Origin of the sequence: Cereibacter ovatus (genome assembly GCF_900207575.1) — a bacterium.
GTDB classification, from domain to species: domain Bacteria; phylum Pseudomonadota; class Alphaproteobacteria; order Rhodobacterales; family Rhodobacteraceae; genus Cereibacter_A; species Cereibacter_A ovatus.
This window is the reverse complement of record NZ_OAOQ01000007.1, coordinates 148,536-172,610: the sequence shown is the minus strand read 5'-3', so window position 1 is coordinate 172,610 and position 24,075 is coordinate 148,536. Positions and strand designations below refer to the sequence as shown.

The 24,075-nt window shown below is 67.8% G+C and carries 19 protein-coding genes; 11 read left to right on the top strand and 8 right to left on the bottom strand.

Annotated elements, in window-relative coordinates; translation table 11 throughout:
* Nucleotides 1-128 precede the first annotated feature (128 nt).
* The gene (locus CRO07_RS10170) at nucleotides 129-947 is read right to left on the bottom strand and encodes a sulfotransferase family protein (RefSeq protein WP_097030580.1); all 819 of its coding nucleotides are present in this window, start codon (nucleotides 945-947) and stop codon (nucleotides 129-131) included.
* Nucleotides 948-1,061: 114 nt separating this feature from the next.
* On the opposite strand from CRO07_RS10170, the gene CRO07_RS10165 reads away from it, so the two are divergent.
* The gene (locus tag CRO07_RS10165) at nucleotides 1,062-2,639 is read left to right on the top strand and encodes a DUF5928 domain-containing protein (protein WP_097030579.1); all 1,578 of its coding nucleotides are present in this window, start codon (nucleotides 1,062-1,064) and stop codon (nucleotides 2,637-2,639) included.
* A gap of 4 nt (nucleotides 2,640-2,643) precedes the next feature.
* Nucleotides 2,644-3,027 (top strand): HIT domain-containing protein, encoded by a 384-nt coding sequence (locus CRO07_RS10160; protein WP_097030578.1) that lies wholly within the window; start codon nucleotides 2,644-2,646, stop codon nucleotides 3,025-3,027.
* A 132-nt stretch (nucleotides 3,028-3,159) separates the two neighbouring features.
* Here the strand turns inward: CRO07_RS10160 and polA are convergent, their stop codons facing one another.
* From polA to CRO07_RS10145, 3 genes are all read right to left on the bottom strand, one after another.
* Nucleotides 3,160-5,964 (bottom strand): DNA polymerase I, encoded by a 2,805-nt coding sequence (polA, locus tag CRO07_RS10155; protein WP_097030577.1) that lies wholly within the window; start codon nucleotides 5,962-5,964, stop codon nucleotides 3,160-3,162.
* A gap of 45 nt (nucleotides 5,965-6,009) precedes the next feature.
* Nucleotides 6,010-6,189, bottom strand: a complete 180-nt coding sequence (locus CRO07_RS10150) for a zinc-finger domain-containing protein (protein WP_097030576.1) — start codon at nucleotides 6,187-6,189, stop codon at nucleotides 6,010-6,012.
* A gap of 70 nt (nucleotides 6,190-6,259) precedes the next feature.
* Nucleotides 6,260-6,826, bottom strand: a complete 567-nt coding sequence (locus tag CRO07_RS10145) for a DUF1285 domain-containing protein (protein ID WP_097030575.1) — start codon at nucleotides 6,824-6,826, stop codon at nucleotides 6,260-6,262.
* Between the two features lie 83 nt (nucleotides 6,827-6,909).
* On the opposite strand from CRO07_RS10145, the gene CRO07_RS10140 reads away from it, so the two are divergent.
* Genes CRO07_RS10140 through CRO07_RS10125 form a run of 4 tightly spaced genes read left to right on the top strand, consistent with a single transcriptional unit; the run spans nucleotide 6,910 to nucleotide 13,605 of the window.
* Complete coding sequence (locus CRO07_RS10140; protein ID WP_097030574.1) at nucleotides 6,910-7,914, top strand: AAA family ATPase; 1,005 nt, start codon at nucleotides 6,910-6,912, stop codon at nucleotides 7,912-7,914.
* Nucleotides 7,911-8,783 carry a DUF58 domain-containing protein gene (locus CRO07_RS10135; protein ID WP_097030573.1) on the top strand — a complete coding sequence of 291 codons (873 nt, stop codon included), beginning with the start codon at nucleotides 7,911-7,913 and terminating at the stop codon, nucleotides 8,781-8,783. Before CRO07_RS10140 ends, CRO07_RS10135 begins: the two co-directional genes overlap by 4 nt.
* Nucleotides 8,783-11,542, top strand: coding sequence for a DUF4159 domain-containing protein (locus CRO07_RS10130; RefSeq protein ID WP_097030572.1), 2,760 nt, complete (start codon nucleotides 8,783-8,785; stop codon nucleotides 11,540-11,542). The genes CRO07_RS10135 and CRO07_RS10130 overlap by 1 nt, the downstream gene beginning before the upstream one ends.
* Complete coding sequence (locus tag CRO07_RS10125; protein WP_097030571.1) at nucleotides 11,539-13,605, top strand: hypothetical protein; 2,067 nt, start codon at nucleotides 11,539-11,541, stop codon at nucleotides 13,603-13,605. Before CRO07_RS10130 ends, CRO07_RS10125 begins: the two co-directional genes overlap by 4 nt.
* Here the strand turns inward: CRO07_RS10125 and CRO07_RS10120 are convergent.
* Nucleotides 13,602-14,336: a DUF599 domain-containing protein gene (locus tag CRO07_RS10120; RefSeq protein ID WP_407919624.1), complete on the bottom strand. Its 735-nt coding sequence runs from the start codon at nucleotides 14,334-14,336 to the stop codon at nucleotides 13,602-13,604. The two genes, CRO07_RS10125 and CRO07_RS10120, sit on opposite strands and share 4 nt — an antisense overlap.
* A 50-nt stretch (nucleotides 14,337-14,386) precedes the next feature.
* Between CRO07_RS10120 and CRO07_RS10115 the strand changes: the two genes are divergently transcribed.
* The 5 genes from CRO07_RS10115 to CRO07_RS10095 all read left to right on the top strand — a co-directional run bounded on the left by CRO07_RS10115 (nucleotide 14,387) and on the right by CRO07_RS10095 (nucleotide 19,782).
* Complete coding sequence (locus CRO07_RS10115) at nucleotides 14,387-15,820, top strand: FAD-linked oxidase C-terminal domain-containing protein (RefSeq protein ID WP_097030569.1); 1,434 nt, start codon at nucleotides 14,387-14,389, stop codon at nucleotides 15,818-15,820.
* A gap of 64 nt (nucleotides 15,821-15,884) precedes the next feature.
* Nucleotides 15,885-16,967 carry an FAD-binding protein gene (locus tag CRO07_RS10110; RefSeq protein WP_097030568.1) on the top strand — a complete coding sequence of 361 codons (1,083 nt, stop codon included), beginning with the start codon at nucleotides 15,885-15,887 and terminating at the stop codon, nucleotides 16,965-16,967.
* A 13-nt stretch (nucleotides 16,968-16,980) separates the two neighbouring features.
* Nucleotides 16,981-18,282, top strand: coding sequence for a glycolate oxidase subunit GlcF (gene glcF / locus CRO07_RS10105; RefSeq protein WP_097030567.1), 1,302 nt, complete (start codon nucleotides 16,981-16,983; stop codon nucleotides 18,280-18,282).
* A gap of 54 nt (nucleotides 18,283-18,336) precedes the next feature.
* Nucleotides 18,337-19,146 (top strand): trypsin-like serine peptidase, encoded by an 810-nt coding sequence (locus tag CRO07_RS10100; RefSeq protein WP_097030566.1) that lies wholly within the window; start codon nucleotides 18,337-18,339, stop codon nucleotides 19,144-19,146.
* A gap of 159 nt (nucleotides 19,147-19,305) precedes the next feature.
* Entirely contained in the window at nucleotides 19,306-19,782 is a 477-nt protein-coding gene (locus CRO07_RS10095) for an Hsp20 family protein (RefSeq protein ID WP_097030590.1), read from the top strand.
* 146 nt (nucleotides 19,783-19,928) lie between these two features.
* Here the strand turns inward: CRO07_RS10095 and CRO07_RS10090 are convergent, their stop codons facing one another.
* From CRO07_RS10090 to CRO07_RS10080, 3 genes are all read right to left on the bottom strand, one after another.
* Nucleotides 19,929-21,815, bottom strand: a complete 1,887-nt coding sequence (locus CRO07_RS10090; RefSeq protein ID WP_097030565.1) for a vWA domain-containing protein — start codon at nucleotides 21,813-21,815, stop codon at nucleotides 19,929-19,931.
* Complete coding sequence (locus tag CRO07_RS10085; protein WP_097030564.1) at nucleotides 21,812-22,351, bottom strand: RNA polymerase sigma factor; 540 nt, start codon at nucleotides 22,349-22,351, stop codon at nucleotides 21,812-21,814. The genes CRO07_RS10090 and CRO07_RS10085 overlap by 4 nt, the downstream gene beginning before the upstream one ends.
* 109 nt (nucleotides 22,352-22,460) lie before the next feature.
* Nucleotides 22,461-23,939: an NAD-dependent succinate-semialdehyde dehydrogenase gene (locus CRO07_RS10080; protein WP_097030563.1), complete on the bottom strand. Its 1,479-nt coding sequence runs from the start codon at nucleotides 23,937-23,939 to the stop codon at nucleotides 22,461-22,463.
* Nucleotides 23,940-24,075 lie beyond the last annotated feature (136 nt).

Below are 24,075 nucleotides of genomic sequence, written 5' to 3'. Positions count from 1 at the left end.
GTGACCACGGAGAGAACCTCAGAGCCAGGCACCCAGGATCAACGGCAGAGAGATCAGCGATTGACCAAGGCGATTAGAGAACAACCCGGGGCACTATCGCTGACACCGGCCGCAGGTGCGGTCTGAACTCAGTCGCCCAGCCGGGCATGGACCTCGGCCAGATCGATGTCGCCTTTCGGCAGCTTGTTCGCCGGGTTGTCGAAATCGTAGCGGAACAGCTGAAAGTCCTTGCGGTAGATTTCCCACATCAGATGCATCGACAGGTCATCGAAATAGGCCTCCACCGGATGCGCCCGCGCGGGGCCGTGGCCTTCACTTTCATTGAACCGCGGGATCGTTGCCAGATCCACCTGATGCCGCAGCGAGGCAAGGTTCAGCACCGACTGCATGCCTTCGTTGAACTTCTCGGTGAAGAAGATGCGGTCATAGCGCCCGCCGTTCACGATGAAGGTCGAGATGTGACCCGACATGGCCGACCAGTGGATGTCAGGCTCCATCGGCTTCTTCCAGCGGATCGTGTCGCGCACGAACAGCAGAAAGCGGCGGAAGCTGGCGATTTGGTCGAACTCGGCCCGGCCATCCTCGCCCCCGACGTCGATGCCGTATTTCTGGATGATCAGCGGCACCAGATTGCCGCGATAGCGTTTGCCGTTGCGTTGGATACCGCAGATCTTGTCGAAGAACGACGACAGGATGCGGCTGTAGGGATTGCGCACGCAGGTGAAGGCGGGCGAGCGATGCGCCTTCACATTGGCCTCGATCAGCGGCTGGCTGGCCTCTTGTGCCCATTTGTGCAGGCCCGTCGTCGCATCATGGATGTCGCCGTCGAAAAACCGGCCGTGATCAGAGAAATACATGATCTGCCCGATGGTCGAGCAGGCGCATTTCGGCACCACGCGATAGACGAGGCTTTCGCTTTCCGTCATCCAGGTTCCGGGAAACCCCATGTGCGCTCTCCTTCTGGGCGATTTCCCCCAGAAAGCAGACAATTTATTACTTTTCAATGACTGGCGGCGCGCACTAGAAGCGGCAAAGGTGCGGATGCGGGCAAAGCGACAGTCATGGCAAGGATCGCCTACATCCTTTTATGTCACAAGGATCCCGAGGGCATCGTCGCGCAGGCGGAACGGCTGACGGCTGCGGGCGATTTCGTCGCGATCCATTTCGACGCCCGTGCGCCGCGCGCGGCCTTTGACCGCATCCGGGGCGCGCTGGCCGCGAATCCTTCGGTGACCTTCGCGCGCCGGCGCATCAAATGCGGCTGGGGGGAATGGAGCCTTGTCGCCGCGACGCTTCAGGCGGTGCGCGCCGCCATCGACGCCTTCCCGCGCGCCACGCATTTCTACATGCTGTCGGGCGACTGCATGCCGATCAAATCCGCCGAACACGCCCATGCGTTTCTGGACCGCGAGGATGCGGACCATATCGAAAGCTTCGACTTCTTCCGCTCGGACTGGATCAAGACCGGGATCAAGGAAGAACGGCTGATCTACCGCCACGTCGTGAACGAACGCGCCCGGCCGCGACTGTTCTATGGGCTGCTTGATCTGCAAAAGCGGATGGGGTTGACGCGGCGGATTCCGCAGGGGCTTCGGGTCCAGATCGGCAGCCAGTGGTGGTGCCTGCGCCGCCGCACTGTCGAATCGGTGCTGGCGTTCTGCGATCAGCGGCCCGACGTGCTGCGCTTTTTCCGCACGACATGGATCCCGGACGAGACCTTCTTTCAGACCCTTGTCCGCCATCTGGTGCCCGCGCCAGAGATCCGCTCGCGCACGCTGACCTTCCTGATGTTCACAGATTACGGGATGCCGGTCACCTTCTACAACGACCATTACGATCTGCTGATGGGGCAGGATTACTTGTTCGCCCGCAAGATCTCGGCCGATGCGCTGGATCTGAAACAGCGGCTGGGCCGGCTTTATGCCGCGACGGATGTCGCGTTTCCGGTCTCGGACGAGGGCCGGCGGCTGTTTGCTTTCCTGACCGGGCGCGGCCGGATCGGCCGGCGTTTTGCGCCGCGCTTCTGGGAAACCGAATCCTCTCTGGGTCGCGGGCGGACCCTGCTGATCGTGACCTGCAAGAAATGGCATGTCGCCAAGCGGCTGATGGAACGGGTGCGGCAGGTGACCGGCATCCCGGCGGTGGACTACCTGTTCAACGAAGAGGCGACGCCGCTGCCTGATCTTGGCGGCATCCAGACCACGCTGGAAAAGCGCACCCGCCACCGGCGCGCGTTGCTGCGGCTGTTGTTCGATACATGGGACAGCGACCGGCTGGTGATCTGCATCGATCCGGCCAACCTTGACCTGATGCGCGATTTCTTTGCCGACCGGGCCGAAACCCGATTGATGGAGATCGAGTGCGCATTTTCCGACGACTACCTTGCCGGCCACGCCCGCCGCATCGGTCTGGCCGGTCAGGCGACCCGCCCCGAGGTTCTGGCCCGGCTGCTGCCCACGATCCGCTATGACATCCGCTTTGAAAGCGACCGGCTGCGCGATGCGGGCTTTGACCGCTTCCACCGCATCCGCGAGGCCGCCAGCGTGTCCGAGAACACGCCCCCCCTTGCGGAATTCCTCGGGATTTCCGAGGCTCTGGCCCATGAGATCGCCGCCACCGACTACCTATTCGTGGATTGAAGACATGCCCTACAGCTACGACGACCAGAACATCTTTGCCCGCATCCTTCGCGGCGAGATCCCGAACCAGACCGTGCTGGACACCGCCCATACGCTGGCCTTCCGCGATATCCGCCCGCAGACCCCCGACCATATCCTTGTGATCCCCAAAGGGCCTTACGTCTGCTTCGACCATTTCGCGGCCGAGGCCTCTGCGGACGAGATCGTGGATTTTCACCGCACTGCGGCGCAGGTCTGCGCCATGCTGGCCATCACTCCGGGCGAGGGGGGGCGCGGCTATCGCACCGTGTCGAACGCGGGCGAGGATGCGGTGCAAGAGGTGCCGCACTATCACATGCATATTCTGGCCGGCCGTCCGCTGGGGCCGATGCTGTCGCGGCAGGGCTAAGGGGGGCAGCGTGACCGGCGCCCGGGCGCCGGTCACAACGCGACAGTGCGCCCGAAATCCGTCACCGCAAAGCGACAGGAACCCGGGCGCCGCTTACCGCGGCCCGCATTGCAATCCGGGCGACCGTCCGGGTCAGTGTGCGGCGGCCCAGTTCGCGCCGCGGCCGGCCTCGACGGTCAGCGGAACCGACAGATGCACCGCCGGGTCCGAGGCGGTCTCCATCACCTCGCGCACCCGGTCTGTCAGCGCATCGGCGGCGGCCTCGTCCACCTCGAACAGCAGTTCGTCATGGACTTGCAGCAGCATCTTCGCGGGCATCCCGGCAATGGCCTTCGGCATCCGGATCATCGCGCGCCGGATCACATCGGCGGCGGTGCCCTGTATCGGCGCGTTGATCGCGGCACGGCGGGCAAAGCCCGCGCCGGGGCCCTTGGCGTTGATTTCGGGGGTGTGGATCTTGCGGCCGAACAGGGTCTGCACGAAGCCGTTTTCCTTCGCGAAGGCCACGGTCGCGTCCATATAGGCGCGGATGCCGGGGAACCGTTCGAAGTAGCGGTCGATGAAGCCCTGCGCATCGGCGCGCGGGATGCGCAGGTTGCGGGCCAGCCCAAACCCCGAGATGCCGTAGATCACCCCGAAATTGATCGCCTTGGCCTGACGGCGCACCATCGGGTCCATGCCTTCCAGCGGCACGCCGAACATTTCCGATGCCGTCATGGCGTGGATGTCCTGACCTTCGCGGAAAGCCTGTTTCAGCGCCGGAATGTCGGCGATATGGGCCAGGATGCGCAATTCGATCTGGGAATAGTCAAGGCTGACCAGAACCTTGCCGGGCGGCGCCACGAAAGCCTCGCGGATGCGGCGGCCTTCTTCGGTGCGCACGGGGATGTTTTGCAGGTTCGGATCGGTCGAGGCCAGCCGCCCGGTGTTTGCGCCTGCGATGGAATAGGACGTATGCACCCGCCCGGTTTCGGGGTTGATATGGTCTTGCAGCGCGTCGGTATAGGTCGATTTCAGCTTGGACAACTGCCGCCAGTCCAGCACGCGGGCGGGCAGGTCGTGGCCTTCGGCGGCCAGATCTTCCAGCACGTCGGCGCCGGTGCCCCAGGCGCCGTTCTTGCCCTTGACACCGCCCTGAAGGCTCATGCGTTCAAACAGGATCTCGCCCAGTTGTTTGGGGGAACCGACGTTGAACGGGCCGCCGGCCAGCTCGTGGATCTCGGATTCCAGCGCCGCCATCTTTTGCGCGAAGGCGTTCGACATTCGTGACAGCGTATCGCGGTCGACCTGCACGCCGGCCATTTCCATCTCGGCCAGAATCGGGATAAGCGGGCGTTCCAGCGTTTCATAAACGGTGGTGACGCGGGCGCGGTGAAGCTGCGGCCGGAACAGGGCCCACAGCCGCAGCGTCACGTCGGCATCTTCGGCGGCATAGGGCACGGCCTGATCGATCGGCACCCGGTCAAAGGTGATCTGCGCCTTGCCAGAGCCCAGCAAGGTCTTGATCGCGATGGTCTTGTGGCCAAGGTAGGTATCGCACAGCTCGTCCATGCCATGGCCGTGCAGCCCGGCGTGCATGGCATAGGACATCAGCATCGTGTCATCGATGGGCGCGACCCGGATGCCGTGACGCGCAAGGATCTTGGCGTCATATTTCATGTTCTGGCCGATCTTCAGGATCGCGTCGTCCTCAAGCACCGGCTTCAGCATCGACAGCGCCAGATCCATCGGGATCTGGTCGGGCGCAAGCTCGGCGCCGCCGAACAGATCGCCCGTGCCCTGACGATGCCCCAGCGGGATATAGCAGGCCCGCCCGGCTTCGACGCAAAGCGAGATGCCGACCAGTTCGGCGCGCATCTCGTCAAGGCTGGTGGTTTCGGTATCCACCGCGACATGGCCGCGCTCGCGGATGCGGGCGATCCATGCCGAAAGCGTGGCGGCATCGCGAACACAGTCATAGGCCGCGGTATCGAAGGGCAGCGGCGCCTCGGCGGCCGAGGGAATGGCTGCGGCGGGGGCGGTGACGGCGGTGGGGGCGGGCGGGGCCTCGACCTTGAGGCTGTCGGCCACCCGCTTTGTCAGGCTGCGGAACTCCATCAGGTTCAGGAAGCCCAGCAGGTCACCGGCCACCGGCTTTTGCACTTCCAGATCGTCCAGCTCGACATCAAGGGGCGTGTTGCAGTCCAGTTCGACCAGCCGCTTCGAGATGCGGATCTGGTCGGCATTGTCCTGAATGGCGGCGCGGCGCTTGGGTTGCTTGATCTCGGCCGCGCGGGCCAGAAGGCTTTCCAGATCGCCGTATTCCTGAATCAGCAGCGCCGCGGTCTTGATGCCGATCCCCGGGGCGCCCGGCACGTTGTCGACGGAATCGCCTGCCAGCGCCTGCACATCCACCACGCGCTCGGGCGGGACGCCGAACTTTTCGATCACCTCGTCGCGGTCGATGCGCTTGTTCTTCATCGGGTCCAGCATGCCGACCCCGTTGCCCACAAGCTGCATCAGATCCTTGTCGGACGACAGGATCGTGACCTGCCCGCCGGCATCGCGCGCCTTGCAGGCAAGGGCCGCGATGATGTCGTCGGCCTCGAAGCCTTCGGTTTCGATGCAGGGGATGTTGAAGGCGCGCGTCGCCTCGCGGGTCAGGGGGAACTGCGGGCGCAGATCCTCGGGCGGGTCGGGGCGGTTGGCCTTGTAAAGCGGGTAGATCTCGTTGCGGAAGGTCTTCGAGGAATGGTCGAAGATCACCGCGACATGGGTGGCCGCGTCGGCACCCTTGTTGTTTTCGACATAGCGGAACAGCATGTTGCAAAAGCCCGCGACCGCGCCCACCGGCAGGCCGTCGGATTTCCGCGTCAGGGGCGGCAGCGCATGGTAGGCGCGGAAGATGAAGGCCGAGCCGTCGATCAGATGCAGGTGGCAGCCCTTGCCGAAAGTCATCGTCCCCTCCCCGGGTGTCTTTTCTTCATCCCGAGGGGATGGGCGTCACTTGTCGGTGGCGAAGCTTTCATGCACGAAGCGGCGGTCGCAGTAGCCGCATTCGACCGAGCCGGTCTCGTGCGGGATCGACAGCCAGACCCGCGGATGGCCAAGCGCGCCCTCGCCTCCGTCGCAGGCTACCTTCCATGTCGTGACGACAACGGTTTCCGGGGCGTCGATGGTCATGGGCAGGCTCCTTACCGGGGTTGCGGCTGGCCGCGCATGATAACGAGACGGGCCGCCGCGGCAAGGGGCCTTACCCCTCTGGCAACTGGTCCGAGGCGATGACGGGGAAGAACGCGCCCTGCGACCACAGCCCGAACCAGCCGTCGTGATGGCCGCACAGATCGACAAGCCGGTAGAACGACTTGCGGTCGATCAGGGCCTCAAGCCCCGCGCGGACCATGATGTAGGGCCGCGGCTCGCCATCCGGCGCGCGGGGCACGCGGATCGGATGGTCGGGGCCGGCGGTCACCCGATCGCCCACCTGAGTGGTGAAGGTGACGGCCTGTTCGCGCCCCGTGCCCGCGGTTTCGAAATCCACCGCGACGAAGGGGGCGTCGTCGACGGTGATCCCCACCTTTTCGACCGGGGTGACAAGGTAATACCGCCCGCCTTCCCGTTTCAGGATCGACGAGAACAGCCGCACCATTTCCGGCCGCCCGATGGGGGTGCCAAGGTAGAACCACGTCCCGTCGCGGGCGATGCGGATATCCAGATCGCCGCAGAACGGCGGGTTCCACAGATGGACCGGGGGCGGGCCTTTCTTCGCGGCCGCGGCGGCGCTGGCCATCACGCCTTCGGCCGAAGGTTTCACGATCATTTGTGCCTTCCCGCTTTTTGCCATTTGTGCGGCACGTCATAGTTTGGTCTGATGATCCATATAACGACCGGGGGAAAGTTGTCATGGCCGATGCCGCTGCACTGGTTGCCGAGATCGAAGCCCTTGAGGTCAGGCTGGCCAAGGCGCGCGACAGCATCTCGCGCCGCTTCATCGGGCAGGAACGGGTGGTTGAACTGGTTCTGGCCGCCATGCTTTGCGGTGGGCACGCGCTGCTGGTGGGCCTGCCGGGGCTGGGCAAGACGCGGCTGGTCGATACGCTGTCGACGGTGATGGGGCTGAAGGGCAACCGGATCCAGTTCACCCCCGATCTGATGCCGGCGGATATTCTGGGGTCCGAGGTGCTGGACATGGGCGCCGATGGCGCCCGCGCCTTCCGCTTCATCGAAGGGCCGATCTTCTGCCAGCTTCTTCTGGCCGATGAGATCAACCGCGCCAGCCCCCGCACCCAGTCGGCGCTGTTGCAGGCGATGCAGGAACGCGAGGTGACGATTGCCGGCCGCCACCGCCCGCTGGGCCGGCCGTTCCATGTTCTGGCCACCCAGAACCCGATCGAACAGGAAGGCACCTATCCCCTGCCCGAAGCCCAGCTTGACCGTTTCCTTGTGCAGGTCGACGTGGACTATCCCGACCGCGCGACCGAGCGCGAGATCCTGATCGCCACCACCGGCGCCGAGGATGCCGAGGTGCATCAGGTCTTCTCGGCCGAGGATCTGATCGCGGCGCAGGCCCTGCTGCGGCGGATGCCGGTGGGCGATGCGGTGGTCGAGGCGATCCTGGATCTGGTGCGCGCCTGCCGCCCCGGCGAGCCGGAAGGCGTGGGGCTGGCCGACGTGCTGTCCTGGGGGCCGGGGCCGCGGGCGGCGCAGGCCCTGATGCTGACGGTGCGGGCGCGGGCGCTTTTGTCGGGGCGGCTGGCGCCCTCGGTCGAGGATGTGGCGGCCTTGGCGCGGCCGGTGCTGACGCATCGGATGGCGCTGAACTTTGCCGCGCGGGCGCGGGGCGAAAGTCTGGCCGGGGTGATCGACCGCGTGGTGACGCGGCAGATGGGCCTTGAGGCCGCCGCGTGAGCGACGTCCTTGCCCTTCGTCCGCGCGCCGAGGCGCTGGGGCAGGCGCTGCCGCCCCTGCTGGCCCAGGCCGAACATCTGGCGGCAACCGTGATCCTTGGCGAACACGGCCGACGCCGGGCCGGCATGGGGGATGAGTTCTGGCAGTATCGCCCCGCCCATGGCGGCGACAGCGCGCGGATGATCGACTGGCGCCGCTCGGCCCGGTCGGATGCGCATTTCGTGCGCGAACGCGAATGGCAGGCGGCGCAGACGGTGGTGCTGTGGGTGGATGTCTCGCGTTCGATGTCGTTCAGCGGCGATCGCCTGCGCGAACCGAAGGCGGATCGGGCGCGGCTGGTGGCGCTGGCGCTGGCGGTGCTGCTGCTGCGCGCGGGGGAACGGGTCGGGCTGGCGGGCGAAGGCGTGCCGCCGCGGTCGGGCCGGGGGCAGGCGCTGCGGCTGGCCGATGCGCTGGCGGGCGACGGGGCGGCCGACTATGGCCAGCCCGACACCGCGGGTCTGGTGGGGCATGGCCGGATGGTGTTCGTCTCGGACTTTCTGGGCGACATGGACGGGATCGAGCGCGCGATGGCCCGCGCCGCCGAGCGTGACATGCGCGGCGCGCTGCTTCAGATCCTCGACCCGTCGGAAGAGGATTTCCCCTTTGACGGCCGCACCCTCTTTGAATCGATGGGGGGCAGTCTGCGCCATGAAACCCTGCGCGCGGGCGATCTGCGCGCCCGCTATCTGGACCGGCTGGCCGCGCGCAAGGACCGGCTGGCCGCACTGGCCCGCGCCTCGGGGTGGCACTGGCACTGCCACCACACCGGGCAGGGTGCGCAGCCCGCTTTGCTGTGGCTTTACCGCGCGTTGGAGCGCACCGTCTGATGTGGACCCTTGGCCCCATCGGCTTTGCCGCACCCTGGCTGCTGCTGGGTCTGGTCCTGTTGCCGGTGCTGTGGCTTTTGCTGCGCGCGGTGCCGCCGGCGCCGATCCGTCGGCGCTTTCCCGGGGTGGCGCTGCTGCTGGGGCTGGCGGATGACCAGACCGAGACCGACAAGACCCCGTGGTGGCTGCTGGCCCTGCGGATGCTGGCGGTGGCGGCGGCGATCGTGGCCTTTGCCGGGCCGGTGCTGAACCCGCAACAGCGCCAGCCGGGCACCGGGCCGCTGCTGATCCTGATCGATGGCACCTGGGCCGACGCCCGCGACTGGCCGCGCCGGATCGACCGGGCCCGGGCGCTGTTGGCCGAGGCGGGCCGCGAGGGCCGCCCCGTGGCCGTGCTGCGCCTGACCGACCGCCCCGAGATCCCCGCCTTTCAGGCTGCGGGCGCATGGGAGGGGCGGCTGGCTGCCCTTGCGCCGCATCCGTGGCTGCCGTTCGACCTTGGGCCATGGGCCTCGGCGCTGCCTGGGGGCGGGTTTGACAGCTTCTGGCTGTCGGATGGGCTGGACCATCCCGGCCGCGCGGCGCTGCTGTCGGCGCTGGAAGGGCGCGGCAGGGTCAGGGTGTTCGAAAGCCCGCGCCCGGTGCTGGCCCTGCGCCCGGCGGGGTTCAAGGATGGTGCGGTGCAGCTGACCGCGCTGCGGTTGCCTGCGGCGGATGCGGTCTCGGTCGAGGTGTCGGCGCGCGGTCTTGACCCCGCCGGGATCGAGCGGGAACTGGCCCGCGTGCCGCTGGCCTTCGATTCCGGCGCGGCCGAGGCTACCATCGCGCTGTCGCTGCCGCCCGAATTGCGCAACCGCGTGGCCCGGTTCGAACTGGCCGGCGTCCGTTCCGCCGGGGCGGTCACTCTGGCCGACGACAGCCTGAAACGGCGCAAGGTGGCGCTGATTGCCGGCCGCGCCGGGCGCGAACAGTTGCAGCTGCTGTCGCCCACCCATTACCTGCGGCAGGCGCTGGAACCCGTGGCCGACCTGATCGACGGCACCCTGTCGGATGTGCTGCTGGCCAATCCGGATGTCATCGTGCTGGCCGATGTGGCGCGGCTGACCCAGACCGAACAGGACGGCCTGCTGGATTGGCTGGACGGCGGCGGGTTGCTTTTGCGCTTTGCCGGGCCGCAACTGGCCGCGTCCGACATCAGCCGGATGGCGGAAGATCCCCTGATGCCGGTCCGCCTGCGCGAAGGCGGCCGCACCGTCGGCGGCGCCATGAGCTGGGGCGAACCCAAGACCCTTGCGCCCTTCGCCGAAGGCTCGCCCTTCCACGGCCTGCGGGTGCCGCCCGAGGTGTCGGTCACGGCGCAGGTTCTGGCCCAGCCCGACCCGGAACTGGGCGGCCGCACCATCGCCGCGCTGGCCGATGGCACGCCATTGGTGACGCGCAAGGCGGTGGGGCAGGGGCAGGTCGTGCTGGTCCATGTCACCGCCAATGCCGAATGGTCCAGCCTGCCGCTGTCGGGGCTGTTTGTGCAGATGCTGGAACGGCTGGCGGTCTCGACCCGGCCGGCGGCGCCGGGGGCGGCGGAGCTGGAAGGGCAGGTCTGGGTGCCCGAGGTGGTTCTGGATGCCTTTGGTGTGCCCTCGGACGCGGGCGAACGGCCGGGGGTTCAGGGCGAATTGCTGGCCGGGGGGCGGCCGGGCCCGAACCTTCTGCCGGGGCTTTATGCCGGGGCGGACCGGCGCGTGGCGCTGAATGCGGTGGCGGCCGAAACCGGGTTCAGCGCCGCATTGTGGCCCGCGCGGATTGCGGTCGAGGGGCTGGATACGCAGGAAGAACAGGCGCTGAAAGGCGCCTTCCTTGCCGGGGCGCTGGCACTGCTGGTTCTGGATGTGCTGGCGGCGCTGTGGGTTTCCGGCCGCTTGGGCAACCGGATCGGCGCGGTGCGCGGTGCGCTGGTGGTGCTGGCTGCGTTGACGCTGGCGCCGGACGCGCGGGCACAGGACGCCGACCGCTTTGCGATCGAGGCGACCTCGGCGGTTCATCTGGCCTATGTCGAGACCGACGACCCGCAGGTGAACCGCGTGGCCGAGGCCGGCCTGCGCGGCCTTGGCCTGCGCCTGCGCGAACGCACCTCGGTCGAGCCGGGCGCGCCGATGGCGCTGAACCTTGAAACCGACGAGCTGACCTTCTTTCCCTTCCTTTACTGGCCGGTCACCGCCAGCCAACCCTTGCCCTCGGCCGAGGCCTACGCCCGGCTGAACGATTATCTGCGCACCGGCGGCATGATCCTGTTCGACACCCGCGATGCCGACATCGCGGGGGGGGCGGGGTCCACCCCCGAGGGGCGCCGGCTTCAGGCGCTGGCGGCACCGCTGGACATTCCACCGCTGGAGGTGATCCCGCCCGATCATGTCCTGACCCGCACCTTCTATCTGTTGCAGGATTTCCCCGGCCGTCACACCAGCGCGCGGATCTGGGTCGAGGCAGCCCCCCCCGATGCCGAACAAGCCGAGGGGATGCCGTTTCGCAACCTGAACGACGGGGTGACGCCGGTGGTGATCGGCGGCAACGACTGGGCCGCCGCCTGGGCCGTGGATGAGCGCGGAATGGAGCTTCTTCCCGTCGGCCGCGGCTACAGCGGCGAGCGTCAGCGCGAAATCGCCTGGCGCTTTGGCATCAACCTTGTGATGCATGTCCTGACCGGCAACTACAAATCCGATCAGGTCCATGTGCCGGCGCTGCTGGAAAGGCTGGGACAGTGAACGGAACCGTGGTGTTCGATCCGATCCTGCCCTGGGCCGCGATCTGGGGGCTTTGTGCCCTGTCGGCGCTGATGGTGGCGCTGGCGCTGTGGCGTGGCCTTGCCGGCTGGTGGCTGCGCGGCCTTGCGCTGGCGGTGCTGCTGGCCGCGCTGGCCAATCCCGCCTTGCAGGAAGAGGACCGCACCCCGCTGTCGGATATCGTGATCGCGGTGGTGGATGACAGCGCCAGCCAGCGCATCGGCGACCGTGCCGCGCAGACGGCGGCGGCGCTGGCGGCGGTGAAGGCCGAGGTGGCGGCGCTGCCCAACACCGAACTGCGCGTCGCGCGGGTGGGCGATGGCGAAGGCGACGAAGGCACCCGGCTGATGGCCGCCCTGTCCGAGGCGCTGGCCGAGGAACCCCGCGCGCGCGTGGCCGGGGCGATCCTGATCACCGACGGGCAGGCGCATGATCTGGACCTGTCCCCGCAGATGCCGGCGCCGCTGCATGTGCTGCTGACCGGGCGCGATGCCGACTGGGACCGCCGGCTGGTGGTGAAGAATGCCCCCGCCTTCGCCATTCTGGGCGAGCCGGTGACGCTGATCCTGCGGATCGAGGATCAGGGCCGGGTGCCCGCCGCGGTCGGGGGCTTGGCCGATCTGGCGATTTCCATTGATGGCGACGAGGCGCAGACTTTCCGCGTTCCGGTGGGCGAGGATCTGGAACTGCCCGTGACCCTGCCGCATGGCGGGATGAACGTGCTTCAGTTTCAACTCGCCGCGCAGCCGGGCGAGTTGACGGACCGCAACAATGCCGCCGTGGTGCAGATCAACGGCGTGCGTGATCGGCTGCGGGTGCTGCTGGTCTCGGGCGAGCCGCACGCGGGCGAACGGGTCTGGCGCAACCTGCTGAAGTCGGATGCCTCGGTTGATCTGGTGCATTTCACCATCCTGCGCCCGCCGGAAAAGCAGGATGGTATCCCGGTGTCGGAACTGTCGTTGATCGCCTTTCCCACCCGCGAACTGTTCGTCGAGAAGATCGAGGAATTCGACCTGATCATCTTTGACCGCTACCGACTGCGGGGCATCCTGCCGACCTCGTATCTGGAAAACGTCCGCAATTATGTGCGCGGCGGCGGCACCGTTCTGGTGGCGGCGGGGCCGGAATTCGGCTCGGCTGACAGTCTGTGGCGCTCTCCGCTGGCTGATGTGCTGCCGGTGCAGGCGACAAGCCGGGTGATCGAGGGCGGGTTCCGCCCGGCGCTGACCGATCTGGGGCGCAAGCATCCGGTGACGCAGGGGCTGGACGCGCTGGCGCCGGAAGGCGGCTGGGGCCGCTGGTTCCGTCAGGTCGAGATCACCGCGCCGTCGGGGCAGGTGGTGATGCAGGGCGCGGGCGACCGGCCGCTCTTGGTGCTGGATCGGGTGGACAAGGGGCGGATCGCGGTTCTGGCCTCGGATCACATGTGGCTGTGGGGGCGCGGCCATGAAGGCGGCGGGCCGCAGCTGGAACTGCTGCGGCGGCTGGCGCACTGGATGATGAAGGAACCCGAGCTTGAGGAAGAGGCGCTGACCGCCACGGCCGAAGGCGCCGAAATCGCCATCACCCGGCGCACCATCGGCGATGATCCGGGCGCGGTCAGCGTGGTGGGCCCCGACGGCGCCGAAACCGCGCTGACCCTGACCGAGGTCGCGCCGGGGCGCTGGGCCACGACATGGCAGGCGCCGGAAATGGGCGTCTATCGTCTGAGGCAGGGCGATCAGCGGGCAGTGATCGCCGTCGGCCCCTCGGCCCCGAAAGAGTTCGAGGAAACCATCGCCAGCGCCGACAAGCTGGCCCCCGTGGTCGCGCCCACCCGTGGCGGTCTGTTGCGGCTTGAAGACGGCGCCCCCGACATCCGCACGGTGCGCGAGGGGCGGGTGGCGGCCGGGCGCGGCTGGATCGGCATTACGCCCCGCGGGGCACATGTCGCGCAGGATGTGCGGATCGCCGCGCTGTTGCCGGCATGGCTGTGGCTGATGCTGGCCGCGGGTCTGGCCCTTGCGGCATGGCTGCGCGAGGGCCGGTTCGGCAGCCGCGCCTAGCTGCGCGGGCGTTCGTCCAGCACTGCCGCCCGCGACCCCGAGGCGAATTCCGACCGCAGGATCACGAAGGTGGTGGCCAGCGTCGTCACGATCAGCGCCAGCGGCCCCAGCATCCAGCCCAAAGCGGCCAGCGCAAAGAACACCGCCCGCAGCCCGCTGTTGAAATTGCGCGCGGCGTTGATGTTCAACTCGGCCGCCTGTGCGGCGCGGGGATAGGCGTCGGGATGGTCGGGGTCGTTCGGAACCGCGGCCATCACGATCGCGCAATAGCCGAACACCCTGTGCGACCAGACGAATTTCAGGAAGGCATTGGCGACAAGGATCAGGACGAAGATCACCCGCACCTCCAGCCGGACGGTATCGGCGGGCAGCGTCAGATCCTCGACCAGGGTCGCCAGCCGGTCGGGGTTGCCGATCAGCGCCATGCCGCCGCCGATGGCGATCATCGACCCCGAGGCGAAGAACGCCGTGCCGCGGCGCAGGCTGTCGATCACGCTGGCGTCGAAGATCCGGGGCGACCGGGTGACCATCTCGCGCATCCAGGCCCGGCGATGCACCTTCATCAGCACCGAGACCGAGGGCCGCCCCGCCGGGGGATGTTCGCACAGCCAGCCGGTGCCGCCCCAGGCCAGCAACAGCAGGCCGACGGCCAGAAGATCAAGCGGATGCAGCAGGCCAGACAGCGGCAGGGTCATGGCGCGACGATAGCCGCAAAGCCGGGCTGTTGTCATGGCGGAGAATTGGTTATAAAAGCTGACCACTCGTGCAGGGAGGGCCAGCGATGGACATGCCGACACCGGACGCGGGCATTCTTGCCCGGAAGGACCGCATCGTGGCTCGGCTTCAGGCGGTTCTGCCGGCCGATGCCGTGGTGCATGATCCGGCCGAGACGCGCGCCTATGAATGCGACGCGCTGACCGCCTATCGCTGCCCGCCGCTGGCCGCGGTGCTGCCGCGGACCACGGCCGAGGTTTCGGCGGTGCTGACGATCTGCCACGAGGAAGGCGTGCCGGTGGTGCCGCGCGGATCGGGCACATCGCTTGCGGGGGGGGCGCTGCCGACGGCGGATTGCGTGATCCTGGGCATCGCGCGGATGAACCGGGTGCTGGAAACCGATTATGCCAACCGCTTGATCCGGGTGCAGGCCGGTCGCACCAACCTGTCGGTGACCGGCGCGGTCGAGGCGGACGGGTTCTTCTATGCCCCCGACCCGTCAAGCCAGTTGGCCTGTGCGATCGCGGGCAATATCGGCATGAACTCGGGCGGGGCGCATTGCCTGAAATATGGCGTGACGACCAACAACCTGCTGGGGGTGACGATGGTGCTGATGGACGGCACCGTGGTCGAGATCGGCGGCGCCTGTTCGGATGCGCCGGGGCTGGATCTGCTGGGGGTGATCTGTGGATCGGAAGGGCAACTGGGCGTGGTGACGGAAGCCACGCTGCGCATCCTGCCCAAACCCGAGGGCGCGCGGCCGGTGCTGATGGGGTTCACCTCGAACGAGGTGGCGGGGGCCTGTGTGTCCGACATCATCCGCGCAGGCATCCTGCCGGTGGCGATCGAATTCATGGACCGGCCCTGCATCCGCGCCACCGAAGCCTTCGCCCATGCGGGTTATCCCGATTGCGAGGCGCTGTTGATCGTCGAGGTCGAGGGCTCGGCCGCCGAGATCGACGACCAGTTGGCGCGGATCGTCCGGATCGCCCGGCGCCACGACCCGGTCGAGCTGCGCGAAAGCCGGTCCGAAGAGGAAAGCCGGCGGATCTGGCTGGGGCGCAAGTCGGCCTTTGGCGCGATGGGGCAGATCAACGATTACATGTGTCTGGACGGGACAATTCCGGTGACGGAACTGCCGCGGGTGCTGCGCCGCATCGCCGAGATGGCCACGGCGGCGGGGCTGGAGGTGGCCAACGTCTTTCATGCCGGTGACGGCAACATGCATCCGCTGATCCTGTTCGATGCCAACAAGCCCGGCGATCTGGAACGCTGCGAGGCGCTGGGCGCCGAGATCCTCAAGCTGTGCGTCGAGGTGGGCGGGTGTCTGACCGGCGAGCATGGTGTGGGGATCGAAAAGCGTGACCTGATGACGGTGCAGTTCGCGCCCGCGGATCTGGAGGCGCAGATGCGGGTGAAGGATGTGTTCGACCCGAAGTGGCTTTTGAACCCGGCCAAGGTGTTTCCGCTGGATGCAAGCCGGGGGCGGCGTGCCGGTTGACCCCTCGGGGGCTTTGCGCCCCCGAACCCCCGCAGGATATTTTTGCCAGAATGAAAGGGCAGCCATGAGGCCCGGGACGGAACAGGAAGTGGCCGAGATCGTGCGGGCGGCCGAGGGGCCGCTGCGGATCGTGGGGGGCGGGACGCGCGGGATCGGGCGGTGTGCCGGTGCGGTTCTGGAGACCTGCGGTCTGGCGGGGATCCGGCTTTACGAGCCGGGGGCGTTGACGCTGGTTGCCGGGGCGGGGACGCGGCTGGCCGATGTCGAGGCGGCGTTGGCGGCCCAAGGGCAGCGTTTGCCGTTCGAGGTGCCGGATCTGCGCGGTTTGCTGGGTCGCGGGGGATGCTCGACGTTGGGCGGGGTGGTGGCGTCCAATGCCTCGGGGCCGCGGCGGGTTCAGGCGGGGGCTTGTCGCGACAGTCTGATCGGGGTTCGGTTCGTGGACGGGACCGGGGCGGTGGTGAAGAATGGCGGGCGGGTGATGAAGAATGTCACCGGCTATGATCTGGTGAAGTTGCTGGCGGGCAGTCATGGCACGTTGGGGGTTCTGACCGAGGTCGCCTTCAAGCTGCTGCCGGTCCCCGAGGACGAGGTGACGCTGATGCTGTCGGGGGTGTCGGCCGAGCGGGCGGTGGCGGCGATGGCGGCGGCGCTGGGTTCGCCCTTCGAGGTGAGCGGGGCTGCGCATTGGCCGGGGCGGGGGACGTTCTTGCGGATCGAGGGATTTGCGGCCTCGGTCGCCTATCGGGCCGGGCGGTTGGCGGCTTTGCTGGCGCCGTTCGGCGCTGTGGAGCAGGTGGCGGGGCCCTGGCGGTCCATCCGCGATGTCGAGCCGTTTCAGGGGCGCGAGGGCGATGTCTGGCGGGTTCTGGTGAAGCCGTCCGAGGCGCCCGGGGTGGCGGTGCGGAGCGGGGGTGAGGTTCTGATCGACTGGGGCGGCGGATTGGTCTGGGTTCTGGTCGAGCCGGGCTGCGATCTGCGGGCGCGGATCGGCCCCCTGGCCGGTCATGCGACGCTTGTGCGGGGGGGCGAGGCGGGTGATCTGCCGGTGTTTCCGCCCGAGCCGGCGGCGGTTGCGGCCTTGTCGCGCGGGCTTCGGGCACGGTTCGATCCGCGCGGTCTGTTCAATCCCGGCCTGATGGCCTGAGCGGGAGAGCCCCTTGCAGACGAATTTCTCTGACGAGCAGCTTCAGGATCCCGGGATCGCGCGTGCGAACGAGATCCTGCGCGCCTGTGTTCATTGCGGGTTCTGCACCGCCACCTGTCCGACCTATCAGGTGCTGGGCGATGAGTTGGACAGTCCGCGCGGGCGGATCTATCTGATCAAGGACATGCTGGAGGCGGGCCGGCCTGCCGATGAAAGGACTGTCAAGCATATCGACCGCTGTCTGGGGTGTCTGGCCTGCATGACGACCTGTCCTTCGGGGGTGCATTACATGCATCTGGTCGATCACGCCCGCGACCATATCGAGCGGACCTATCGCCGCCCGCTGATCGAGCGGCTGATGCGCTGGGCGGTGGCGCAGTTGCTGCCCTATCCGGCGCGGTTCCGGGTGGCGTTGCGGCTGGCGCAGCTGGGGCGGCCCTTTGCCTGGGCGATGCCGGATGCGCGGCTGAAGGCGATGCTGGCGCTGGCGCCGCATCATATCCCGAAGGCCAGCCCTAACGACCGGCCGCAGGTGTTTCCGGCGACCGGGCCAAAGCGGATGCGGGTGGCGCTGCTGACGGGCTGCGCGCAGCGGGCGCTGGATACCGACATCAACGATGCCACCATCCGGCTGCTGCACCGGCTGGGCTGCGAGGTGGTGATTGCGCGGGGCATGGGCTGTTGCGGGGCGCTGACCCATCACATGGGCCGCGCCGAGCAAAGCCATGGGCTGGCCGCGACCAACATCCGGGCCTGGATGGCGGAAAAGCGGGCGCGGGGGCTGGATGCGGTGGTCATCAACACCAGCGGCTGTGGCACCACGGTCAAGGATTACCGCCATATCTTCCGCAACGATCCGCTGGCGGCGGATGCGGCCGAGGTCTCGGGGATGGCGCTGGATGTGACCGAGTTGCTGGAGCGGCTGGGCCTGCCCGAGGGGGCGGCCACGGGGCTGCGGGTGGCCTATCACTCGGCCTGTTCGTTGCAGCACGGACAGCGCATCCGGCAGACGCCGAAGGATCTGCTGATGCGGGCGGGGTTTGACGTGGTCGAGCCCGCCGACGCGCATCTGTGCTGCGGTTCGGCCGGAACCTACAACCTGCTGCATCCCGAAATCTCGGCCGAGTTGCAGGCGCGCAAGGTCGCGACGCTGGAGGCGCGGAAACCCGATGTGATCGTGGCCGGGAATATCGGGTGCATCATGCAGATCGGGTCGGGAACCGGGGTGCCGGTGGTTCATACCGTGGAACTGCTGGACTGGGCGACCGGCGGGCCGAAGCCGCGCCGGCTTGATCTGGGCAACGATCCGCCTTGAATTGGCCATGTCCGGTGCCTAGCCCCGGCAGGTCAACGCCGTGCCGGAGTGGTCATGCGCCTGATTGCGATTCTTTCCGTTGTCGTCGGTCTTGGCCTTCCCGTGCAGGCCGACGAAAGCCGGCTGCGCAGTCTTGAAACCGGCGATGCCGGCCGGGGCTGGGATGCGGTCGGCAAGCTGATGCTGGGCGACCGGGGCTTTTGCACCGGGACGTTGATCCGGCCGGATGTGGTGCTGACCGCAGGCCACTGTCTGTTCGACAAGGAAACCGGCGCGCGGATTGACGCCGGCGTGATCGAGTTTCTGGCCGGCTGGCGCAATGGTCGCGCCGTGGCCTATCGCCATGTCCGCCGTGCGGTGGTGCATCCCGATTATGTGTTTTCCGCCGAAGACCCGGCCGAGCGTGTCGCCCATGATGTGGCGGTGCTGGAACTGGATCAGCCGATCCGGCTGCCGTCGGTCGCGCCGTTCCGGATCGAAGCCGCGCCGCTGGGCGGGGGGCAGGTCGGCGTGGTGTCCTATGCGCAGGGCCGGTCCGAGGCGCCCAGCCTGCAAGAGATCTGTTCGGTGCTGGGTCGGATGCCGGGGACGCTGGTGCTGTCCTGTTCGGTCGATTTTGGCGCCTCGGGGGCGCCGGTCTTTACCATGCAGGACGGCGCGCCCAGCGTGGTGTCGGTGGTTTCGGCCAAGGCCGAGATGGATGGCAAGCCGATTTCGCTGGCGTCGGACATCGGCACGCCGCTGCGGGATATTCTGGCCGAACTCGATGCCGGGGGCGGGCAGCTTCGCCGGGCCGAGACCGGGGTGCGCGTGATCGCGGGTGGCGGGGGCGGGGCGAAATTCCTGCGGCCGGGGGCGCCCTGACCGGGGCGGCGCTGTGGCTGTGGCGCGGTCGGTCTGCCCCTTGAAAGCCGGCGGGCGGCTTCCCAGATCTTTCATGCCGGGCGCCATGACGGGTTCGGCATGACCATGGCCCGTCCCTGAACGGAGGGTCTGACGAACATCGCTTTTACGAGGATGACCATGCGCAGCTATGATCTTTCGCCGCTTTACCGCGCCACTGTCGGCTTTGACCGCATTGCCGATCTGATGGACCGGGTGATGACCAGCGACGTCGCCCAGCCGACCTATCCGCCCTACAACATCGAAAAGACCGCCGAGAATTCCTATCGCATCTCGATCGCGGTTGCCGGCTTCACCCCCGAGGAACTCTCGGCCGAGGTGAAGGACGGCACCCTTCATGTCGGCGCCCGCAAGGCCACCGACGAGGGCGAGCGGACCTACCTGCACCGCGGCATCGCCACCCGCGCGTTCGAGCGCCGCTTTGCCCTTGCCGACCATGTCCGCGTGACCGGCGCCAGCCATGAACACGGGATGCTGCATATCGATCTGGTCCGCGAAACGCCCGAGGCGCTGAAACCCCGCCGGATTGAGATCTCGCGCGGCGAGCCTGCGTCGGCCCGCACCATCGATGCCGTGAAGGAACCCGCCGAGGTCTGATGTCGTCGCCACAGCCACGACGAAGGGGGCGCGCCGGATCGGCGCGCCTTTTTGCTGTGGGCAAGGTGGCCGCGCCCGAGATGTCCCCGTGCCTGCGTCACCGGCTGCCCCGCGCCTTGGCCGCCGGGCAGGGCGGGGCGGCGCCGTCAGCGCGACAGGCTTTCGGCCAGCCGCATCAGGGTCACCGCCTCGATCCGGTAGCCGAACGGATCGGCGCCGCGGGCAGAGTCTGCCAGCGCGATGGCATCGCCCCATGTCCAATCGCCGGTGAACGCGCCGCCGCGCAAAAGCTGGCCAAAGCCCGCGATGGCGGCGGCAAAGCGGGTGTCATCGCCGGGGTCGGTGGTCAGGGCCGCCGGGATCGGCGTCTCGATCAGCGCCGAGCGGCTTTCCCCCGGTGCCTTGTAGCGCATGCGCAAGAATCCCAGTTCGCCGGTCCGGTCCGCGCCTGCCGGCTGGCTGCCATAGCGCAAAGGGTCGGTCAGGCGGGCGGGGCTGTCCGCGGGCGTGATTTCATAGATCGCGGTGACAGAGTGGCCGGCGCCGATCTCGCCCGCATCCACGCCGTCATTGGCGAAATCCTCGCGTGCCAGCGCCCGGGTTTCATAGCCGATCAGCCGGTATTCCGCGACCTGCGCCGGGTTCCATTCCACCTGCACCTTGACGTCATCCGCAATCGGGAACAGCGCACCGGACACCTGATCCACCAGAACTTTCTGCGCCTCGCCCAGCCGGTCGACATAGGCCGCCCGCCCGTTGCCGTTCTGCGCCAGCGCCTGCATCGTGGCGTCGTCCAGATTGCCGCGCCCGAAGCCCAGCACCGACAGATAGGTGCCACTGTCACGTTCCCGCGCGATCAGCCCGGCCAGTTCCGCCGGATCGGCGAGGCCAAGGTTGAAATCGCCGTCGGTGGCCAGGATCACGCGCGACACCTCGCCGGTGGCGGCCATCGCGGCGGCGGTGCGATAGGCCAGCCGGATGCCGTCCTCGCCCGCCGTGGCACCGCCGGCCTCAAGCCGGCCAAGCGCGTTCAGGATCGCCTGCCGATCCGATGCGGGCGTGGGCTGAAGCACTTCGCCCGCCGATCCGGCATAGGTCACGATCGCCACCTGATCCGCGGGGGACAGTCGGCCCAGCATCAGCCCCAAGGATTGTTTCAGCAACGGCAGCTTGTCGGGCGACTGCATCGAGCCCGAGGTGTCGATCAGGAACACAAGGTTCAGCGGCGGGCGGTCCTTGATCGCCGGCGTCCGGCCCTGAAGCGCGATATGAACAAGCTGCGTGCCGGGGTTCCACGGCGTCGGCATCACGGTGACGGTCGGGCGGAACGGCGCCTCGCCCGGCGCGGGGGCCGGGTAGGCATAGGGGAAATAGTTCACCATTTCTTCGACCCGCACCGCGTCGCGCGGCGGCAGGCGACCGCCTTCCAGACTGGAACGGACAATGGCGTAGCTGGCGGTATCCACATCGATCGAAAAGGTCGAAACCGGCTGTTCGGCTGTGATCCGCAGCGGATTTTCGGGCGCATTGGCATAGGCTTCGGTGTTGGGCGCGATCAGGCCCGGCGCATCGGGCAGGGGGGGGGCGGCAAGCGGTTCGGCGGGCGAGGGCATCGCGATCTGACCGAAGCTTTCGTCTGCCATCTTCGCGCTCGGCGCTGGCACCGCCTGCCTGCCCGCCGCGGCATCGGCGGCGACAGGGTCGGCAAGCATCGGTTCCGAGGAAAGCCCGATCGCGTCGGAAACGTCATGCTTGGACAGCGGCAACACCGCGACCAGCACCAGCCCCAGTGCCGCGACAGACCCCGAGGTGGCCAGAAAAGCCCGCGAGGACAGGAAATTCGACATGAAACGCACTCCGTTCAGGAACCCCGCCCCACGCGGGCGGTCCTTTCCCTGACGCGGCGCGCGGGCACTTCCTTGGGCGCGGTCGAAATTTTCCATCGCCTGCGTCATCGCCCGCGCCTTCGCTTCGGCATCGGGCTGCGGCGCCTGTGCCAGCGCCTTGCGCAGCCGGTCGAGATCGTCGGTCATATGCGGGCCTCCTGTTCGGCCATGGCCTTCAGCCGGCGCTTCACCTCGGACATGCGCCAGGCCACGGTGCCCTCGGCCAGACCCAGCACAAGGGCGGTTTCGGCCTGCGTCAGCCCCTCGCCCAGCACCAGCGCCACCGTGTCGCGCAATTCCACCGGCAATGCGGCCATTGCGGTCGCCAGCCATTCCTGCGCGGCGCGGGCCTCGTCCATGTCCTTTTGACGTGCGATCTCCCAGTCGCCCCAGCCCTGCGCCGCCCGGCTGCGCGCCGACTGCCGCCGCCGCAGATCATGGGTGGCGTTCACCGTGATCCGGTAAAGCCAGGTGGTGAACCGCGCCTCGCCGCGCCAGCCGGCCAGCTTCACGGGCAACGCGGCGCAGATGTCCTGCGCCAGATCCTCGGCCTCGGCCCGGCTGCCGGTCAGCCGCCAGGCCAGCCCGAAGATCCGGTCGTAATGCCGCGCCACCAGCGTGGCAAAGGCGTCGCGGTCACCCGCTGCCGCGGACCGGGCCAGAATGTCGTCGCCATCATCCATTCATCACCGGAGACAAGACGCAGCACCCGCAGCGATCCTTGGCGGCCGACGACGAGGCAAACGCGAAAAAACCGGCACCACCGCCGCCCGACATCCTGCGCGGCACGGCTCAGATCGACAGGCAGACGTATTTCAGTTCCAGATAATCCTCGATCCCGTGGCGGCTGCCCTCGCGGCCAAGGCCCGACTGTTTCACGCCGCCGAAGGGCGCGACCTCGGTCGAGATGATGCCGGTGTTCACGCCGACAATCCCATATTCCAGCGCCTCCTGAACCCGGGTGATGCGGCCGATGTCACGGGCATAGAAATAGCTGGCAAGGCCAAAGATCGTGTCATTGGCGTGGTGGATCGCTTCATCTTCGGTGTCAAAGCGGAACAGCGGGGCCAGCGGGCCAAAGGTTTCCTCGGTCGCCACCTTCATGTCCTGCCGCACGCCGGTCACCACCGTCGGCTGGAAGAAGGTGCCGCCAAGCGCATGGCGCCCGCCGCCCGCCACCACCTGCCCCCCACCATCCAGCACGTCGCGGATATGTTCCTCGACCTTGGCCACCGCCTTTTCGTTGATCAGCGGCCCGGCATCGGTTCCCGGCTTCAGCCCGTCGCCCACCGTCAGCTTCGCCACCGCCGCCGCCAGCTTTTCGGCAAAGGCGTCGTAAACCCCGGCCTGCACATAGATCCGGTTGGCACAAACGCAGGTCTGACCGTTGTTGCGGAACTTCGACGCCATCGCGCCCTGCACTGCGGCATCCAGATCGGCATCGTCAAACACGATGAACGGTGCGTTGCCCCCCAACTCCATCGAGCATTTCATCACCTGATCGGCCGCCTGCCGCATCAGGATACGCCCGACTTCCGTGCTGCCGGTGAAGGTCAGCTTGCGCACGGCGGGGTTTTCGCAGAACTCCTTGCCGATGTCGGCGGATTTCGTCGAGGTGATGACCGACAGGATGCCCTTCGGCAGCCCCGCACGTTCCCCCAGAACCGCCAGCGCCAGCGCCGACAGCGGCGTTTCGGCCGCCGGTCGGGCGACAAACCCGCAACCCGCCGCCAGCGCCGGGCCGCATTTGCGGGTGATCATCGCGTTCGGGAAGTTCCATGGCGTGATCGAGCCCACGACCCCGATCGGCTGCTTCAGCACGGTGATGCGCTTGTCGCGCATGTGGCCGGGGATGGTCTCGCCATAGACGCGCTTGGCCTCTTCGCCGAACCACTCGATGAAACTGGCGCCATAGGCGATCTCGCCCTTGGCCTCGGCCAGCGGCTTGCCCATCTCGGCGGTCAGGATCGTGGCCAGATCGTCCTGATGGGCCATCATCAGATCGAACCAGCGCCGCATCACCTGCGCGCGCTCTTTCGCGGTGCGCCCGGCCCAGTCCGTCATCGCTTGCGCCGCGGCGGCAATGGCACGGGCGGTCTCGGCCCGACCCAGATCCGGTACGGCGCAGATCACATCGCCGCGGGCGGGGTTTGTCACCTCGAATGTCGCCCCGTCGTCGGCGCCCACCCACTCACCCGCCACGAAAGCGCGCGTTTCCAGAAGCAAGGGGTCCTTCAGCAGCGAACGCAGATCGGTGACGGAATCGAGCATGGGGGGCCTCGTGGATCAATGGATTTGAACCTGCCCGGGGCGGTGCAGGCAGCCTGTCGCAGATCATGCTGACCAGAAGGTGCGCAACATGTCCAGTAACGGCAAGGCGATGCCGCTGCGCGACCTTTGCCCCGCC

Excerpts from the sequence above, each read along its gene's own strand:
- CRO07_RS10095 (WP_097030590.1), top strand. The coding sequence starts at position 19,306 with ATGCGCAGCTATGATCTTTCGCCGCTTTACCGCGCCACTGTCGGCTTT.
- CRO07_RS10080 (WP_097030563.1), bottom strand. The coding sequence starts at position 23,939 with ATGCTCGATTCCGTCACCGATCTGCGTTCGCTGCTGAAGGACCCCTTG.
- CRO07_RS10100 (WP_097030566.1), top strand. The coding sequence starts at position 18,337 with ATGCGCCTGATTGCGATTCTTTCCGTTGTCGTCGGTCTTGGCCTTCCC.
- CRO07_RS10140 (WP_097030574.1), top strand. The coding sequence starts at position 6,910 with ATGGCCGATGCCGCTGCACTGGTTGCCGAGATCGAAGCCCTTGAGGTC.
- CRO07_RS10145 (WP_097030575.1), bottom strand. The coding sequence starts at position 6,826 with ATGATCGTGAAACCTTCGGCCGAAGGCGTGATGGCCAGCGCCGCCGCG.
- CRO07_RS10170 (WP_097030580.1), bottom strand. The coding sequence starts at position 947 with ATGGGGTTTCCCGGAACCTGGATGACGGAAAGCGAAAGCCTCGTCTAT.
- CRO07_RS10090 (WP_097030565.1), bottom strand. The coding sequence starts at position 21,815 with ATGACCGACGATCTCGACCGGCTGCGCAAGGCGCTGGCACAGGCGCCG.
- CRO07_RS10160 (WP_097030578.1), top strand. The coding sequence starts at position 2,644 with ATGCCCTACAGCTACGACGACCAGAACATCTTTGCCCGCATCCTTCGC.
- CRO07_RS10150 (WP_097030576.1), bottom strand. The coding sequence starts at position 6,189 with ATGACCATCGACGCCCCGGAAACCGTTGTCGTCACGACATGGAAGGTA.
- CRO07_RS10115 (WP_097030569.1), top strand. The coding sequence starts at position 14,387 with ATGGACATGCCGACACCGGACGCGGGCATTCTTGCCCGGAAGGACCGC.
- CRO07_RS10165 (WP_097030579.1), top strand. The coding sequence starts at position 1,062 with ATGGCAAGGATCGCCTACATCCTTTTATGTCACAAGGATCCCGAGGGC.
- CRO07_RS10130 (WP_097030572.1), top strand. The coding sequence starts at position 8,783 with ATGTGGACCCTTGGCCCCATCGGCTTTGCCGCACCCTGGCTGCTGCTG.
- CRO07_RS10085 (WP_097030564.1), bottom strand. The coding sequence starts at position 22,351 with ATGGATGATGGCGACGACATTCTGGCCCGGTCCGCGGCAGCGGGTGAC.
- polA (WP_097030577.1), bottom strand. The coding sequence starts at position 5,964 with ATGACTTTCGGCAAGGGCTGCCACCTGCATCTGATCGACGGCTCGGCC.
- CRO07_RS10120 (WP_407919624.1), bottom strand. The coding sequence starts at position 14,336 with ATGACAACAGCCCGGCTTTGCGGCTATCGTCGCGCCATGACCCTGCCG.
- CRO07_RS10110 (WP_097030568.1), top strand. The coding sequence starts at position 15,885 with ATGAGGCCCGGGACGGAACAGGAAGTGGCCGAGATCGTGCGGGCGGCC.